Raw genomic sequence first — 17,264 nt, forward strand, 5'->3', positions numbered from 1 at the left:
CTTCAAATCGGCGCTTCGGCGGCGCCACCCCGGTAGGTGGCACCGGGGCCACCTACCGGGGGTCGGCTACCGCCGCCAGGCCCGGCGTCGGCGGGCCAGCAGCACGAACGCCGCGCCGAGGACGCTCAGCGTGCCCGCACCGGCCAGCAGCACCGGAATCCCCTCGCCCGCACCGGTGTTGGGCAGGTGCGAACCGGGGGCGGGGAGCGGCGCGGGCGGCGGCGCCGCCGGGGACGGCAGCGTCGGGGCCGGCGTCGGCGCGGGGGTCGGCGTCGGGGTCGGGGTCGGCGTGGGCGTCTCCGTCACCGTGGGCGTCGGCGTGGGCGTCGGGATCAGCCGGTTGACGGCCGTCACCTCGACCCCCGCGGCGAGGTTGTCCGCGTTCAGCACCAGCGGCCCGAACACCGTGGTCGCCGGCGCGGAGTAGCCGGCCGGCGGGCTCACCTCCTGCCAGTAGTACGTGCCCGGTGCGCCGCTGCCCCGGCAGATCCCGTCGGCCCCGGTGGTGCAGGGGTCGCCGACCGCCGTGTCGGGCTTGGCGCCGGTGCTCTGCAGCCCGTCGGTGCCGTTGGTCTCCTTCCAGAGCCGGAACGTCGCGCCCGCCAGCGGCTTGCCGTCCTGGTCGTGCTTGACCAGGCGCAGCGCGCCCTCCTGCTGCCGGAAGCCGAAGTCGTAGGTGTGGTCGTTCTCGCCCGGCCCGCCGGTGGTCAGCGCCCGTTCGACGTACTGCCCGCCCGCCGGGACGACACCCTTGGAGTCGACGAAGGTGTTGTCGCCGACGTCCGCGTCGGTCGGCACCCACTGGTACAGCGGACCGCCCTTGGCGTAGTCCGCGGGGTTGTCGAGACGGACGGTGTACTTGGTGCGCGGCTTGAGGCCGCCGGTGACGTTGGAGTCGTCGAAGTAGTACTCACCGCGCGCGGTGGTCCGGGTGGTGCCGACGAGCTTCCCCGACTCGTCGTACAGGTTGACGGTCGCCCCCGGCACCGGGCGCTGGCCCGGGCGCTGGACGCCGCTGCGCTCGGGGTCGTACCAGACCCGGTTGCCGATCTGCAGCGGGGCCTGGTCGCAGAGCACCTCCAGGTCGCCCATCGAGGCACCCTTGCCGAACGGCGCGACCTCGTCCTTCGGGGTGAGCCGGAAACCGAACTTCGGGTCCTGTGTGCCGTTCCGCTGGAGGAACGAGGTGCCGTAGCCGAGGGCGGTGTGGTTGGGGTCGAAGGCGGAGGTCGCGATGGTGTTCTCGACCTTGGAGTCGGCCATGCCCGCGAACGCGGTGTTGCGGTGGCCGCCCCACGTGGTGTCGAAGAACCGGGTGCCCCGGGGGGAGAGCCCGCAGCCGTTGTTGGTGTCCATCACGTAGGTGCCGTTCACCGGGCAGGCCTTGTTCAGGTCACCGCCCGACATGACGGTGGAGTAGGGGACACCCGACGGCGCGCGGTCGGCGAAGCGGTCGCGGAAGGCCAGCAGCATGGAGCCGTCGGTCTCGAAGGCGATCTCGCCCAGCTCCGGTTCGGGCTGGGCGATCGTGGCGTTGCCGCAGGCGTTGCCGTTCTGCGAGGTCGGCCAGGTGTTGGTCCACGGGAACCAGGCCGCCCCGTCGCAGGGACCGCCTCCGACGGTCGACTGGCGCGGGTAGTCCAGCGGCTGCTGCAGGACCGGCGCCGCGAACGCGCCGGTGGCCAGGTCGAACGGCAGCACCACCGCGCGCAGGTCGGAGGCCTTGCCGGTCGACTCGCCCGAGCAGACGCCGCCGAGGTAGCCGGTGCCGTCCTGCAGGCCGAGGCCGAACGGACGCCAGTCCCCGGCCGCCGGGCAGCCCGGGTCGGGGATCGGGTAGGCGGCCTTCGGCGCGGCGGCCGTCGGGCCGGTGGCGTCGTAGCGGTAGAGCCGCCGGTCGTGGAGGTTGACGACGAAGAGGTCCTTTCCGTCGTCGGTGACCTTGATGCCGCCGAGGCTCTCCTTGCCCGGCACCGCCAGGAACGCGTCGTCGGTGCCGCTGCCGTGGACGGTCGTGCCGGTGTCCGGGACCGTCGTGAACAGCGTGGTCCGCTTCGTCGCGATGTCGGTCACGTAGATCCCGCCCGCGCCGCCGGGCCCGTAGTCCGTGGCGCGCTTGGCGACCGCCGAGGAGAACACCCGCCGGTCGGCCCGGTTCCACGCGATGCCGTACAGCGTGCCGGTCTCGGCGTTGGTGGCGATGTCGGTCGCGTTGACGTCCACGCCGTCCTGGCCGCGCGCGTTGTACGGGAAGGAGACCAGCGTGCGCTGGGTCCCGCCCTCACGGGTGGTCGGCTGGCAGGTGGTCACCAGCGGGGCGTTCTTCTGGCAGTAGTCACCGGGGTTCCACAGCCCGGTGGTGAGCACCGCGTTCTTGCCGCCGGAGAGGTCGACGAACTCCTCGTTGCTGCTCAGCTGGTTGGGCGCGCCGTCCAGGCCCTGCCGGGAGGCGAAGGCCGGGAAGAGCGTGCCCGGCTTCGGATTCACCACCTGGACGCGGTACTTGCCGCCGGTGAGCTTGGCGCCCGGCGTCAGCGTCACCGTGCCGTCCGCCGCCGTGCTGCCCTCGACGCCGGCGCCCGCGTCGTCGGTGAGGGTCACCGTCACCCCGGCCATCCCGGGCTCCAGCGCGGGCGTCCACACCCCGCTGGTGTCCACGGCCCGCACCACGCGGACCGTCACCGTCCCGTCGGCCGCCTGCGGGAACGCCGCCGGGGCGGCCAGCAGCGAACACGCCCCGATTCCGAGGAGCAGCGCCGCGGCGCCCCCCACCGTCCGGCGGCCGAGTACTCCCGGCCGCCGTCGCTCCGGGCCGCGCGCGGCGCCGGGCTCCTGTTCACGTGTCGTCGTCATACCTGCTCTCATCGTGATGTTTGGGCCCAGCACCCCGACCCCGCAGGGGAGTTCGCGTGGCTGAAAGCCGCCGTCATTAAGGGGAGCTTAAAGAGAGTCACCACAAGTTCGCAGGAAAACAAAGAACTTTGACGGATCATCAGATACGACCATCCGATGATCATCCTGCTGCTCGACGCACCGTCGCGCCGGTCCCGCCGTCGAGGGCGCGGTGGTTCCGGCGGACGGTCTCCGCGCGTCTCGAACCGCCGCCGACCGGGCGACTTCCCCGTCCGGCGACGGTCCTCCGGGGGGACGAGCATCGGCGGGGTGTACCGCGCGGAGTCGGCGGGGTGGGCCGCGCGGGAGCGGCGCGGCCCACCGGTTCCGCCCGTCCGGATCCGGCTTCACTTCACGCCACCGCCGAGGCGACCCCGCGGCACGGACGCGCCCTCGCCGCGGTGAGCCGGTGCGGTCGAGGGTGCGGGGTCGGGCAACGGGCATGGACCCGGGGGTGCACTTTCGGGGATGGGGGCGGCCGGTGCCGGCGGTGTAGGGAGGGGAGGGCAAGGCAGCGGTGGGCGACCGGGAGGGTCAGAGTGCGCGCGAGGGCGGACGATCGCAGGGGCAACGGCGAGCGGGCCGGCGGGGGTGACCGCACGGCGCGGGAGGCGCGGGCGAGCGGGCCCGTGGTGGGGGCGATGTCCCCCGAGCAGGCTCATGAGCTGCAGCGGAGCATCGGCAACGCGGCCGTGGCCCGGATGGCGCACGGCGGGCGGGGCGAGCAGGGCCCGGACCCGGTCCAGCGCTCCGCGGTGCACGACGTGCTGCGGGGGGCCGGGCGGCCGCTCCAGGGGCCGGTGCGCGCGGAGATGGAGGGGCGGCTCGGGGCGGACTTCTCCGACGTGCGGCTGCACACCGGCGCGGCCGCCCAGCGGTCGGCCGCCGAGATCGGGGCGCGGGCCTACACGTCGGGCAGGGACGTCGTCATCGGGCGCGGGGGCGGCGACCGGCACACCCTGGCGCACGAGCTGACCCATGTGATCCAGCAGCGGAAGGGGGCCGTCTCCGGCACCGACCGGGGGGACGGACTGCGGGTCAGCGACCCCCGTGACTCCTTCGAGCGCGAGGCCGAGACCAACGCACGCCGGGTGATGGCGCGTCCGGCCGGCCGGCCGGAGGCGGTCCAACGGGCGGAGCCGGGCGCCGCCGCGGGGGCCGACGCGCCCGCCGTGCAGCGCAAGCTGGGGTTCGAGACCGAAATCGACATGCCCGTCGAGACCTCCACCGGCGCGACGTACGAGGGGGACACCGACCTGGCCCAGAGCACCGCGGCCGACTTCAAGCTGGTCTCCGACAAGCGGTCGCTGCGCGACGGGGGCACTTACTCGAACCTGGAGTTCGTGACCGGAGCGGTCCCGGTGGTCGGCACCCACAGCGAGTCCGGTCCGGCGGCCCTCGAACAGCTGGTCGACGAGATCAGGACGGTGCGCGAGGAGTTCTACCGGCAGACCGGGAAGACCCCGCTGGCGGGCATGGGCCTGGAGCTGGAACTCCTACCCGCGGCGGAGGACGCCCGGATCGCCCCGGACCTGGACTTCCCGAACTACGCCGGCGCCCCGGGCATGGGCGACGGGCTGTTCGTCCACTACTCGGTCGGTGTGCCGCTCGCCGGGATGCCGATGTTCTTCGACCACCTCCGGGACGCCGCTCCCGACGTCCCGGGGGCGCCGAATCGCCGTGCCCGGTTCCGGTTCTCCCAGGCGAAGGACTTCGCCGCGCGGGTCGTGGCCATGTACGAGAACGGCCAGGAGTCGGCGCGCAAGCGCAAGCGGCTGGAGACGGACGCCCTGAACGGCTACAGCCAGCTGTTCTTCACCCAGGTCGCGGCCATGGCCGACTACCTCGCGCAGGACGTGGACCAGGGCCAGATCAAGAACCTGACGGTCGTGCTGTCCCGCTCGCAGCTCACGGACGTCCGCGGCCTCCTCGACCCCGGGTTCCAGGACTTCCTGCGGGACAACAGCGAGGCGATCGTCGACCAGCTCGCACAGTTCCAGGAGGATCCCGGCGACGGCGGCGCGAACCTGGAGTTCCGCGACGAGGCCACCCGGGAGATCGACGGCCTCCCGGTGTCCCTCCTCACGTTCGCCGAGTCGACGCTGAAGGGCGTCCCCCAGATACCCCAGCAGAGCGTGTTCGGCGGTATGAACCAGATCGCTCCGCACGAGGAGCAGGGCGCCATGATGGTCCCCTTCGAGATCCGGACGATGGGCTCCCTGATGAAGAGCTGGGACGAGCTCAAGGCCGAGCTGCGCGACCTCGCGAACTGGGCGGAGGAGGCGTACCAGCACGACCGCTCGCTGGCCGGCGACACGGCCCGCCGGCGCGCCGGCTCATGACGCGTACCGCTTGATGACGCCTACCGCTCCGTGCGGAGGGCCGGCCCGGGACGCGGGCCGGCCCGCGGTGATCGCCGGCCGGCGGTGATCCCCGACACACCGGGACCCGCCGCCGCCCTTCCCCGTCGGCGCCCGAACGATCGGGCGGGCGCCGGGGGAGGGACGGGATCCAGCCGTATTTGAACGACCGTCAGGTTCACATTCGAACGCCGGGCCGGAGCCGCCCAGGGCCGCCGGAATGAGAATGTACAGTCATGACCGGGGTGTCTTCCCAGCCTCCGAACCGTCGGTTTTCAGCCGGAACGGCCGGGGCTCCCCTTTGCTCCCGGGGCAACCTGACAGACGATGCGTGTGGCATCTGTTCACCTGAGGTCGCTCAACACGCCACTCACGTTGAGGACCTCGTGGCACTCCTGGGCCTGCTGCCCGGTGGCCGGAGTGCCCGGCTTCGCACAGGTCACCTGGACCGTCACGGTCTGGTTCTCAGTGATCCTGATGGGGGTGACCCAGTGGTAGTCCTGGTTACGGAACGTCTCCAGCGCGATCGTCGTGATCTTGCGGTCGCCGAACCCGATCGTCACGACGCCCTCGTCGCCCTGGAAGTTGGCGACGACGATGTCCGTGATCCCGAACGCCTTGCCCACGGGCACGACGTAGGTACCGGCCTTGGTCTCCCCGCCGGCCGTCGTCAGGTCGATGGTGGCCGAACTCTGCTGCCCGCCCCCCGACCCGGCGCCGCCCGTTCCCGTTCCGGTTCCCGTCCCCGTACCGGTGCCGCCCGCGCCCGCGCCGGGCGGGGTGCTCCCGGCCCCGGAGCCCGGCTGCCCGGGGCTCGCCGCCGGGGTCCGGCCACCGGCCGCCGCCTCGCTGGGGGTCGGCTGTTGCTGCTGGACCGCCTGGTCGGCGGCCTCCCTGGCGGTACTGCGCACGGCGGGACGCACCAGCAGGAACCAGGCCAGCAGCAGGGCGAGGAGTGCCGCCAGGGCCGCCAGCAGCCAGGTCGGGAAGATCGGTATCTGGACGAACTCGGCCTCCGGCCGCGGTCGCTCCCGGTCGTCCTCACCGGCGTCGCCGGCGGTGAGCGCCTCGGCCTTCGCGCCCGCCTTCGCGCCGGCCTTCGCCCCGGTTTCCGTCACGGCTTCCGCCACGGTCTCCGCCACGGTGACGGTGAACGGCCAGGTGACCGGCTTCCCGAACCACACGGGCTTCCCGGCGCGGACCCGCAGCGCCACCTCCGCCGACTCGCCCGGCTCCAACCTCGGAGCCGCGGGGCGGATGTCGAACTTCAGGTCCTCACCGCGTTGGGCCGGGGTGAATCCCACCTGGACGGGGCGGTTGCCCTCGTTGTGGACGGCGAGGCGGTAGCGTCCGCGCAGCCAGCCGCGGCGGCGTTTGGGAGCGCTCTCGGCCCGAAGCTGCCGGAATCCCTCGACCCGCACGGTGGTCTCGGGGACCTTGACCGCCTCGGGGTGCTCGGTGGGCAGGACCCGTACGGCCAGTGGCACCTCACCCGCCCGCACCCGCGCCGAACGCGGGGGCGCCAGGCGGATGGTCACCGTTTCCGAGGTGCCGGGGTAGAGGGAGACGCGGTCGGGCTCGACCGTCGCCCAGGCAGCGCAGTCACCGACGACTTCCAGTCGGTACGCCTCGACGATGTCGCCGTCGTTGCGAACGGTCAGGCTGGTGGTCGCGGTACCGCCCGGAGTCACCGTCACCGACGGGATGTCGAGGCCGGGCGCGCCGGGGCTGGGAGTGGCTGCTGGGGTCGTCACGCCGCGACGCTACGCCGCCGCCCCGCCCGCCTCCACGGACGCGGGGGCAAGGCTCCGGGCAGCCCCGATGCCCCCGCGAACTCCTCCCAACTCCCCTGTCCAGGCGCTTTGTTGCCTTTCGATCCTGCTGTACTCCCCTCATACGCATCATGGAACAGGTACGCCTCATGCTCCACACCGACCTGATCGGCACCGTCCACCCGTCCGGCACCGCCACGACGCGGCCGACCGTCCCGCCCCAGGGCCGTGCCCCGGCTCCGCCCCGGCCCCAGGCCCCGGCCCACAGCCCGGCCCACGCCCGGACCGCGCACGACGCGGCGGCCGGCGACCCCGGCCGACGGGTCACCGTGGCCGTGTACGCCTCGGACCCGGTCCTGCACGTCGGGATCGTCCAACAGCTGCGCCAGCGCCCCGAGGTGGAGCTGGTCGACGAGGCCGACGCGCACGAGGCGCGGGTCTCGCTGGTGGCCGTGGACAGCGTGGACGACGAGACGACCGCCCTGCTCTACCGGCTGCGCCACAACTCCGCCACCCGCACCGGGCTCGTGGTCGGCACCTTCGACTCGGGCGACGCCTTGCAGCGCGCCATCGAATGCGGGGTCACCGCCGTGCTGCGGCGCGCGGAGGCCGACCAGGACCGGCTGCTGCGGCTGGTCCTGGCGATGGCGAACGGTGAGGGCGTCCTGCCCGGCGACCTGCTCGCGAAGCTCCTCGACCACGTCGGCAGCCTGCAGCGGTCGGCGCTCGACCCGCACGCCGTGTCCCTCTCCACGCTGACCCCGCGCGAGGCGGACATGCTGCGCCTGGTGTCGGAGGGCCTGGACACCGCGGAGATCGCGCGCAACACCTCGTACTCCGAACGGACCGTCAAGAACGTCCTGCACGAGGTCATCACCCGGCTCCAGTTGCGCAACCGCTCCCACGCCGTCGGCTACGCGCTGCGCAACGGGCTGATCTGAGCCGACCGGCACCGGCTGCCCGAAAGCGCAGCCGGTGCTTCCCCCGGCCCCGGCCCCGGGGCCCTGCCGGTCCGCGCCCGCGGGGCGGCAGGGTGGCACCGTCGGACATGGACGCTGGACCGGACTGTGAGGTGGACCGTGATGGGCACGGGTGGCTCCGGCCGTCGGCGACACCGCTGGGGCGGGAGCGGTGCGGCGCTGCTGCTGCTGGCGCCCCTGCTCGCGGTGACGGCGGCCGCCGGCCAGGGCGACGCCGGGGACCGGCCCCCCGCGGCCGGCACCGGGACCCGGGCCGCGGCGGCCGATGCCGGGGACAGCCGGATCGCATACGCCGGTACCCGGCACCGGAGCCTCGGCCGGGTGGCGACGAACACGTCGAGCCCCCCGCTGTTCGGCGAGGGCCCGGCGCACTTCGACGTCCAACCCGCCGCCCTGGGCGACCGGCTGGTCTTCGCGAGCCGCCGCGACGAGCAGGCCCCGCAGGTCTACCTGCGCGCCGCCGACGGCTCGGTGCACCGCCTGACCAGCGGTCTGGACGCGGCGAACCCCCGGCTGACGCCGGACGGCCGGTCGGTCGTGTTCGACGCGGCGCGGCCCGCCGGGGCCGGCGGCACCCAGCACGACCTGTGGCTGGTGCGCACCGACGGCACCGGCCTCACCCGGCTGACCGACACCCCCGCGAACGAGGAACACCCCACGGTCTCGCCCGACGGCGCGCGCCTGGCGTACTCCTCCGACGCCGACCGGGCCGCCGGCCGGCAGATCTACGTCCGGCCACTGCGGGGCGGCCCGGCCACCCGGGTCTCCGACCCCGCCGACGGCGCGGGCACCGAGCCGGTGTGGAACCCGGTGGACGGGCCGGCGACCCGGGACCGGATCGCGTACACCGCCACCGGAGCGGACGGGCCCCGGCTGCGGTGGACCGACGGGCGCACCGGCGGGCCGCTGCTGGCGGGCCCGCGCGCCCAGTGGCGCACGCACGGGGCAAGCTGGCTGCCCGACGGGAACGACCTGCTCTTCCTCAGCCCGGACCGGACCTGCAGCTGCGAGGGCGACTGGGACCACGTCTTCCGGGTGAAAGCGCTCTCGGAGGACGAACCGGCGGTGGTGCTCAGCGAGGACCGCGAGGTCGGACCGGCCACCTGGCTCGGCCCGCTCCAGGGCGGCGGCGCGGTGGTCGAACGCGTCTCGGCGGACGGCCCGCACGTGGTGACCCTGCAAGATGTCCGGCCGGACGGCTCCGACCCCCGTGACCTCAACCGGACCGTGCTCAAGGAGGACCCGGCGGCCGACACCGAGACGGATCCGGCGAAGGACCCGCTGTTCCGGCCCGCCGCCGGGTTCGACCCGTGGACCGAGCGGCAGAGCTACACACCCGACGGCCGCCGGATCGTGGTGACCCGCTTCGAGGACGCGGCGGCCGGGCCGGACCTGCCGGCCGGCCGGATCGAACGGATCTGGATCGCGGACGCCGACGGCTCCGACCCGACCGCGCTCCCGCTGGGAGGCCGCGGCCCCAGGGACTGGGACACCGATCCGACGTTCTCCCCGGACGGCCGGTTCCTGGCCTTCACCCGGACCTCCCCCGGCGGGGTGGGCGGCGCCTCCGGTCCCGGACGGATCCTGATCGCTGACGCCGCCACGGGCGCGGTCCGCGGCGTGATCGCCGCGCCCGAGGGGCAGCTCCAGGGCGCGGACGCCCAGCCCACCTGGTCCTCCGACGGCTCCACCCTGGCGTTCACCCGCAACCAGGTGATCAACGGCGGCGGGGGCAACAAGCACGTGTGGACCGTGCCCGTGGACCATCTGGACCGCCAGCGCGACCTGAGCGCCGCCCACTGCCCCGGCGCCTGCGAGGTCGTCGACGACAGCCCGGCCTTCTCCCCGGACGGCGCCACCATCGCCCTCAACCGCAAGAACGGCGCCGGCCGGGTCGACGAGCGCAACGGGCTCCTGCTGGTCGCCGCGGCGGGCGACGGCTGCCGGGTGCTGCTGCCCGACACGGCCCGCGACCGGCCGGGGGCCTGCGGCCGGGAACTGCCCGACACCACGGCCACCGGGCCCTTCCAGCCCCGCGACGCCGCCTGGACCTCCGACGGCAGGCGGCTGGTGATCAGCTCCCGGGCCGCCCTGGCCGCCAACAGCCCGGAGAAGCTGTCCCTGGTGGACGCGGTCTCCGGGGCCCGCACCCCGCTCACCGCGGGGCTGCCGGGCCGTCAGAAGGAGCCGGGCGTCCAGCAGTCCGTGGACCTCGCGGTCCAGGCACCCGAGGCGGCCGCCCCGCTCACCGTGGGCGACTCCGGGACCGTCCGGGTGGACGTCGTCAACCACGGGCCGGCCGCCTCGCCCGGGACCACGCTGACCGTGGCGCCCCCGGCCGGGGTCACCGTCACGGGCCTCGCCGCGCCCGGCGCCACCTGTGACGCGGCGGCGCTGGTCTGCGCCCTGGGTGTGCTGCGCCCGGGCGCCACCGTGCCGGTCACGGTCACCGTCACCGGGGTCGAGCCCGGTGACCAGCCCCTGGACTGGTCGGTCACCGGTGCCGTCCTCGACCCCCGTCCCAGCGACAACACCGGCCGGACCGTGGTGCCGGTGCGCCCGGCGCCCGCCCCGCCGACACCGAGTCCGACCCCGACGCCCTCACCGACCCCGACGACGGATCCGCCGTCGACCCCGGCCCCACCGCCCGCCCCGGCACCCGCCCCCGCTCCGCCGCCGGCCCCGTCACCGACCGGCACGCCCCCGCCACTGCCGCCCGCGCCGCCGGCCGGCCCCGGGCTGAGCCTCACGGCGCAGCCGAACCCCGGCTACGTGGGCGGTCGCGTGGTCCTCACCTACACCGTCGGCAACGGCCGCGAAGGGCTGGCGACCGGTCTGCGGCTCCGCGTGGGCCTGCCCGAGGGCGTGCCCCACGACGGGCCGCCGCCGGGCTGCGACCGGACGTGGGTGTGCGCGCTGCCCGACCTCGCCCCGGGCGTCCGGGCCGTCGTCCAGGTCGTCCTCAGCCCCGACCGGGCCCTCACCGGCCTGGCGACCGGCACCCTGACCACCACCGGCACGGACGCCGACCCCAAGGACAACGAAGCCCGCCGGCCGCTGCGGATCCTCCAGCCGCGGATCGTCGCGGTCCCGCCGATCGGCAAGCCCGGTTTCGTCACGTCGGTCCGCGGTGAGGACTTCCCGCCCGGCGCGCCGGTGCGGTTCACCTGGCAGCCGGGCATCACGGCCGCGGCGGCGCCGACCGTCCCCGGGCCGGACGGGCGGTTCATCGGCCAGTTGCTGATCCTCGCCAAGGATCGGACCGGCCCCCGGGTGATCACCGCGAGCGGCCCCGGCTTCTCCCCGGTGCGGACCGACTTCCTGGTGGTCAGCGGCACGGTCCAGCCGCCCAACGAGATGATCCGCCGATGATCCACGAGGTCGACGAGGGGCTGCGCCGGCTGCTCGCGGAGTCCGGTCTGGACGCGTCGGGCGTCGACGTGGTGTTCGACGCGCCGACCCGCGACTGGGCGGCCCGCCGCAGCGCCCCGACGGTGTGCGTGTTCCTGTACGACGTCCGCGAGGACCACACCCGGCGCGCCAGCGGCGCGGGCGAGGTGTACGACGCGGACGGCTTCCTCGCCGCGCGCCGCGCCCCGGCCCGCTGGTTCGAGCTGACGTACCTGGTCACCGCGTGGGCGAGCCGGCCGCAGGACGAGCACCGGCTGCTCTCCCAGGTGCTGAGGTGCCTGGTGTCCACCGACGCGCTGCCGCCGCGCCTGCTCACCGGCTCGCTCGCCGAACTCGGCCTCATCGTGGGCCTGGACGGCGGCGGCACCGGGCTCGAAGCGCCCGCCGCCTCCGACGTCTGGTCGGCGCTGGGCGGCGAGCTGAAGCCGTCGCTGGGGCTGCGGGTGCGGGCCCCGCTGGCCGGAGCCACCACCGCCGTCGCCCCACCGGTCACCGAGGGGCTCGTGGTGCGCGCCGCCGCCCGGACCGGACCGGAGGAGGCGGGCGGCGCGCGGCGGCTGCGCTACACGGAGGTGGCCGAGCCCGGCCCGGAGGGCTTCGGCGGCTCCCGGGAGCGGGGGCCGGCCCCCGCCCGCCGCCGACGCGGGGAGCGGCAGCCGTGACGCGGACCCTGGAACCCCTCGCCACGACGACGACCCCGTACCTGTGGACGCGCCTGCGGGTCGTCGAGGAGCGGGTGCGCGAGGCCGTCGCGATCCGGCGCGCGCTCGATCCCGATCCGGACGATCCGTACCGCGGCCAGTTCCTCACCCCCGAAGCGGTCGCCCGCCTCCTGGACGAGGGGCAGCGGCCCGCTCCGCCCGCCCTGCCCGGTCCGGACGCGCCGCCGCCCGGCTCGCCGCTGGCCGTGCTCGCCGCCCGCTTCGCCCTGGCCCCCCTGGACCTGGACCTGCTGCTGGTGGCCCTGGCCCCGGACCTGGACACCCGCTTCGAGCGGCTCTACGGCTACCTCAACGACGACCTGACGCGCCGCCGGCCGACCGTCGGGCTCGCCCTCGACCTGTGCGGGCAGCGCGGGGTGGCGGCGGCCCGGTTCCGGCTGGCGCCCTCCGCGCCGCTCGTCGCGGGCGGTCTGCTGGAGGTCACCGAGCCCGAACGGCCGCCGCTGTCCCGGGTGCTGACCGTCCCGGACCGGGTCACCGCCCACCTGCTGGGCGACACCGCGCCCGACCAGCCGCTGACCGGTGTGCTCGGCCGTCCGGCCGCCGATCCGGCCGTCGACCCGGCCGAGCTGCGCCGGGCCGCCGCCGCGGCCGGGTCCGGCACCGGCCACGTCCACCTGCGCGGCCGGGGCGGCGATCCCGAGGGGTTGGCCGTCGCCGCGCTGCACGCGGGCGGGCCGCCGCCGCTGGCCCTCGACCCGGGGGCCCTGACCGACGACCCCCGGGCCGTGCCGGGACTCGCCCGGTCCGTCGCCCGCGAGGCCCGGCTGCTGGGCGCGGGCGTCCTGCTGGGGCCGCTGGAGGAGCTGCCCGACCGGCCCGACGAACGGGCCCGGGTGCTGCGCACGCTGTGCGACGCCCTGCGCGGCATCCCCTTCCTGACCTACGGGACCGGCGGCTGGGAACCCGCCTGGGCGGCCGACACCCCCGTCACCCTGACGGTGGCGGCCCCCGCCCCCGACCGGCAGGTCGCGCGCTGGCGGCACGCGCTGGAGCGGGCCGGCGAGGAGCACGGCGCGGGAGGCGGCGCCGGGGTCGGCGAGGACGCCGGGGCGCTCGCCCGGTCCGTCGCCGCGCACCGCCTGGACGCCGGGCAGCTGCGGCGGGCCGCCGGCACCGCGGCGCGCACGGCCGCGCTCGACGGCCGGCCGGTCTCCCCCGACGACCTGCGCGCCGCCGTCCGGGCCCAGAACGGCGCGGGGCTCGCCCGCCTCGCCCGCCGGGTCGAACCCGCGGTGGGCTGGGACGACCTGGTGCTCCCCCCGCCCACCCACCGCAGTCTGCGGGAGCTCGCGGTGCGCGCCCGCCACCGCGAACAGGTGCTCGGGCAGTGGGGCATGCGGCCCGGTGGCGGGCGCGGGCGCGGGGTGATCGCGCTGTTCGCGGGGTCGTCCGGTACCGGCAAGACGATGTCGGCCGAGGTGGTGGCGGCCGACCTGGGCATGGACCTGTACGTGGTGGACCTCTCCACGGTGGTCGACAAGTACGTGGGCGAGACCGAGAAGAACCTGGAGCGGATCTTCACCGAGGCCTCGGCCGTCAACGCGGTGCTGCTGTTCGACGAGGCGGACGCGATCTTCGGCAAGCGTTCGGACGTCAAGGACGCCCACGACCGGCACGCCAACATGGAGTCGGCGTACCTGCTCCAGCGGATGGAGTCCTTCGACGGCATCGCCGTCCTGACCACCAACCTGCGCGCCAACCTGGACGAGGCCTTCACCCGCCGCCTGGACGTGATCGCGGACTTCCCGGTGCCCGACGCCGCCCAGCGCCTCGCCCTGTGGGACCGCTGCCTGGGCGACCGGGTGCCCCGGGGCGACGACCTCGACCTCGACTTCTGCGCGGACCGGTTCGATCTGGCGGGCGGCTCCATCCGGGCCTGCGTGGTGACCGCCGCCTACCTCGCCGCCGAGGCGGGCGGACCGCTGACGATGGCCCAGGCGGTGACGGCGGTCGCGCAGGAGTACCGCAAGCTCGGCCGGCTGGTGCTGGAGGGCGAGTTCGGACCGTACGTGGCCCAGGTCACGCGGGTCTGAGCCGGGGCGGTCGGCGGGCCCTCGCGGCGGCCGGGGAGGGCAGCGCCCTTGCCCCCGGGCAGGTCCGCCGGTCCCTCCCGCCGGCACCGGCCGCCGGAAAGGCTGGGGGCGGGGCGCGGCGGCGCGCGACGCGGTCCGTCGACCGCGTTCCGCCGACCACCGGGCGCCGACCACCGGGCGCCGCCCGCAGGACCGGGCCGGCGACACCGCGAAGACCGTCCACCGACGAACGTCCACCGAAGACCGGTGACACGAAGGAGCGAGCATGCCGACGTACCTCACCCCGGGGGTCTACGTGGAGGAGGTGCAGTCCGGTGCCCGCCCGATCGAAGGGGTCGGCACCGCCGTCGCCGCGTTCGTCGGGTTCGCCCGGAGCGGCCCGTTCCACGAGCCGACGCTCGTCACCGGCTGGGACCAGTACACCCAGCGCTTCGGCGGGTTCACCGAGGACGCCTACCTGCCCCACGCGGTCTACGGGTACTTCGCCAACGGCGGCGGCGCCGCGTACGTCGTCCGGGTCGGCGGCTCCGACCTGGACAGCTCCGCGCCGGCCGCCGCCGCGGGCCCCGAGCAGCGCGCCGCGCGACCCGTCGAGTTCGGCGGGTTCCTGCTCGCGGCCCGGCCGGGCGTCACCGGCGTCTCGGTGGAGATCGCCGACGCGGACGGCGAGAACCCGCCCGAGGACCGGTTCAGGCTGCTGGTCCACCGCGACGGGGCGGTGGCCGAGACCTTCGAGGTGTCGGCCCGTCGGAACGTCAAGGGCTACCTCGTCGCCCAGGCCCGCGGCTCGGCGCTGATCGAGGTCACCGAGCAACGCGGCACCGCCCAGAGCCGGCCCGCGAACCAGACCGCGGCCCTGCCCGACGCCCCCGCCGCCGTGCCCGCCCCGGCCGCCGGCTCCGCGGCCCGGCTCGACCCGGCCGAGTACGTCGGCGACGCGGCGGCCCGCACCGGTCTCGGCGGACTGGAGACCATCGACGAGATCACCATGGTCGCGGTGCCCGACCTGATGGGCTCCCACCAGCGCGGTGACATCGACGCCGAGGGCGTGCGCACCGTCCAGCTCGCCGTGATCTCGCACTGCGAGCAGATGGGCGACCGGGTCGCCGTCCTGGACGCCCCGCCCGGGCTCTCCGCGCAGCAGGTGCGGACCTGGCGCAACGACGAGGCGGGCTACGACTCCCGCTACGCCACCCTCTACTACCCGTGGATCCGGGTCTTCGACCCGGCCGCCGGGCGCAACACCACCGTCCCGCCGAGCGGCCACATCGCCGGCGTGTGGGCCCGCAGCGACGCCGAGCGCGGGGTGCACAAGGCCCCCGCCAACGAGGTGATCCGCGGCGCGGTCGACCTGGAACTGCGCCTGAGCAAGGGCGAGCAGGACCTGCTCAACCCGATCGGGGTGAACTGCGTCCGGACCTTCCCCGGCCGGGGCATCCGGATCTGGGGTGCCCGCACCCTCTCCTCCGACCCGGCCTGGCGCTACCTCAACGTGCGCCGCCTCTTCAACTACCTGGAGGAGTCCATCCTCCTGGGCACCCAGTGGGTGGTCTTCGAGCCGAACGACGACCGGCTCTGGTCGAGCATCCGGCGCAACGTCACCGCGTTCCTCACCGAGGAGTGGCGGGGCGGCGCCCTGTTCGGGCGGACGGCCGCCGAGGCGTTCTACGTCAAGTGCGACCGGGACAACAACCCGCAGGAATCGATCGACCAGGGCCGCGTGATCTGTGAGATCGGCGTGGCGCCGGTCAAGCCGGCCGAGTTCGTGGTGTTCCGGCTGGCGCAGTTCTCCGACAGCACCAGCCTCATCGACGAGTGACCCGCAGGTCCGGCGGTCCCGGGACCGCCGGGACGAGCAGCAAGGAAAGGTGACAGACAGTCATGGCAGAGGGCGATGCTCTTTCCACCCATATCTTCGGCGTGCAGCTCGGTGGCTACCTGGTCGAGTCGATCCAGGAGATCAGCGGCCTGACCGTCGAGGAGGAGGTCGTCGAGGTCCGGCAGGTCAGCAAGGACGGCAAGCAGATCATCCGCAAGCAGCCCGGCGCCCGCCAGGCCGGCGAGGTCACGATCACCCGGGGACTCGACAAGAGCAGCGAGTTCACCACGTGGATCAAGGAGACCCTGAACAACGGGGCCGTCGACACCGCCCGGCAGAACCTCACCATCGAGATCAAGGACTCCACGGGCGAGACCGTCCGCCGCATCCAGCTGATGAACGGCTGGGCCTCCAAATGGGAGGGCCCCTCGCTCAAGGCCGGCGAGTCCGCCGCGGCCACCGAGTCCGTGACCATCGTGTTCGAGGAGATCATCGTCGAATGAGGCGACGTACCGTGACGGCGGGCAGCCTGGAGGAGATCCTCCAGGCCACGGCGCCCGCTCCGGCCCCGGCACCGGCACCGCCGGCGGCACCCTCCGCCGGCGCTCCGGCGCGGCGCGAGGAACACGCGCTGCGCACCGAGTTCGAGTTCGAGCTGCCGCGCGGGTACGTGGACGAGGCGGGCACCCTGCACCGGCACGGCTCGATGCGCCTGGCCACCGCCCGCGACGAGCTGCGGCCCCAGATCGACCTGCGGGTCAAGGAGAACCCGGCGTACCTGAGCGTGGTCCTGCTCAGCCAGGTCATCACCCGGCTCGGCACCGTGACCGATGTGCACGCCGGGGTCGTGGAGCGGATGTACGCGACGGACGTCGCCTTCCTCCAGGACTTCTACCGGCGCGTCAACAGCGAGGGCCACACCCGCGCGGCGGTCACCTGCCCGCACTGCGAGGGCGGCTTCGAGGTCGACCTCTCCGGTGGGCGCCTGGGGGAATCGTGACGTACGCGCTCCCCCGGCTCAGGGAGGAGATCGCGTACATCGCCTACCACTTCCACTGGCAACGCGACGAGATCCTCGACCTGACCCATGACGAACGCCGGCAGTGGGTCACCGAGATCGCTCAGATCAACTCCCGGATGAACGAAGGCGGTTGAGCACATGGCCTGGCGGGACAGGGTGCGCCGGCGCGCCGTCGTGCCGGGCGCCGCGGCCGCCGCCCCGGCGGGCGCGGGCGGGGGCGCGGGCGGGGCGAGCACGGGCCAGGAGGGCGC

The 17,264-nt window shown here is 74.8% G+C and carries 11 protein-coding genes; 9 read left to right on the forward strand and 2 right to left on the reverse strand.

The features are described 5' to 3' along the window. Nucleotides 1-66 precede the first annotated feature (66 nt). On the reverse strand, nt 67-2,853 hold the full coding sequence (locus tag ACFXHB_RS38040) for an SdrD B-like domain-containing protein (RefSeq protein ID WP_380580522.1): 2,787 nt from the start codon (nt 2,851-2,853) through the stop codon (nt 67-69). 680 nt (nt 2,854-3,533) lie between these two features. Here ACFXHB_RS38040 and ACFXHB_RS38045 point away from each other — a divergent pair. Then, complete coding sequence (locus tag ACFXHB_RS38045) at nt 3,534-5,234, forward strand: DUF4157 domain-containing protein (RefSeq protein ID WP_380580524.1); 1,701 nt, start codon at nt 3,534-3,536, stop codon at nt 5,232-5,234. Between the two features lie 362 nt (nt 5,235-5,596). On the opposite strand, the gene ACFXHB_RS38050 is transcribed toward ACFXHB_RS38045, so the two are convergent. Continuing rightward, nucleotides 5,597-7,006 (reverse strand): hydrolytic protein, encoded by a 1,410-nt coding sequence (locus tag ACFXHB_RS38050; RefSeq protein ID WP_380580526.1) that lies wholly within the window; start codon nt 7,004-7,006, stop codon nt 5,597-5,599. A 149-nt stretch (nt 7,007-7,155) separates the two neighbouring features. Between ACFXHB_RS38050 and ACFXHB_RS38055 the strand changes: the two genes are divergently transcribed. From ACFXHB_RS38055 to ACFXHB_RS38090, 8 genes are all read left to right on the forward strand, one after another. Beyond that, nucleotides 7,156-7,965, forward strand: a complete 810-nt coding sequence (locus ACFXHB_RS38055) for a LuxR C-terminal-related transcriptional regulator (RefSeq protein ID WP_380580528.1) — start codon at nt 7,156-7,158, stop codon at nt 7,963-7,965. Between the two features lie 141 nt (nt 7,966-8,106). Next, on the forward strand, nt 8,107-11,376 hold the full coding sequence (locus ACFXHB_RS38060; RefSeq protein ID WP_380580530.1) for a hypothetical protein: 3,270 nt from the start codon (nt 8,107-8,109) through the stop codon (nt 11,374-11,376). Further along, nucleotides 11,373-12,077, forward strand: a complete 705-nt coding sequence (locus ACFXHB_RS38065; protein ID WP_380580532.1) for a DUF4255 domain-containing protein — start codon at nt 11,373-11,375, stop codon at nt 12,075-12,077. The genes ACFXHB_RS38060 and ACFXHB_RS38065 overlap by 4 nt, the downstream gene beginning before the upstream one ends. Then, nucleotides 12,074-14,173, forward strand: a complete 2,100-nt coding sequence (locus ACFXHB_RS38070; protein ID WP_380580534.1) for an AAA family ATPase — start codon at nt 12,074-12,076, stop codon at nt 14,171-14,173. The genes ACFXHB_RS38065 and ACFXHB_RS38070 overlap by 4 nt, the downstream gene beginning before the upstream one ends. 265 nt (nt 14,174-14,438) lie before the next feature. Then, nucleotides 14,439-15,992 (forward strand): phage tail sheath family protein, encoded by a 1,554-nt coding sequence (locus ACFXHB_RS38075; protein WP_380580536.1) that lies wholly within the window; start codon nt 14,439-14,441, stop codon nt 15,990-15,992. 62 nt (nt 15,993-16,054) lie between these two features. Continuing rightward, complete coding sequence (locus ACFXHB_RS38080; protein WP_329884140.1) at nt 16,055-16,495, forward strand: phage tail protein; 441 nt, start codon at nt 16,055-16,057, stop codon at nt 16,493-16,495. Beyond that, nucleotides 16,492-16,992, forward strand: a complete 501-nt coding sequence (locus tag ACFXHB_RS38085) for a hypothetical protein (protein ID WP_380580538.1) — start codon at nt 16,492-16,494, stop codon at nt 16,990-16,992. Before ACFXHB_RS38080 ends, ACFXHB_RS38085 begins: the two co-directional genes overlap by 4 nt. Continuing rightward, on the forward strand, nt 16,989-17,147 hold the full coding sequence (locus ACFXHB_RS38090; RefSeq protein WP_380580540.1) for a DUF6760 family protein: 159 nt from the start codon (nt 16,989-16,991) through the stop codon (nt 17,145-17,147). Before ACFXHB_RS38085 ends, ACFXHB_RS38090 begins: the two co-directional genes overlap by 4 nt. Nucleotides 17,148-17,264: the final 117 nt, after the last annotated feature.

The sequence above is a fragment of the Kitasatospora sp. NPDC059327 genome (assembly GCF_042752535.1).
Taxonomy (GTDB): Bacteria; Actinomycetota; Actinomycetes; order Streptomycetales; family Streptomycetaceae; genus Kitasatospora.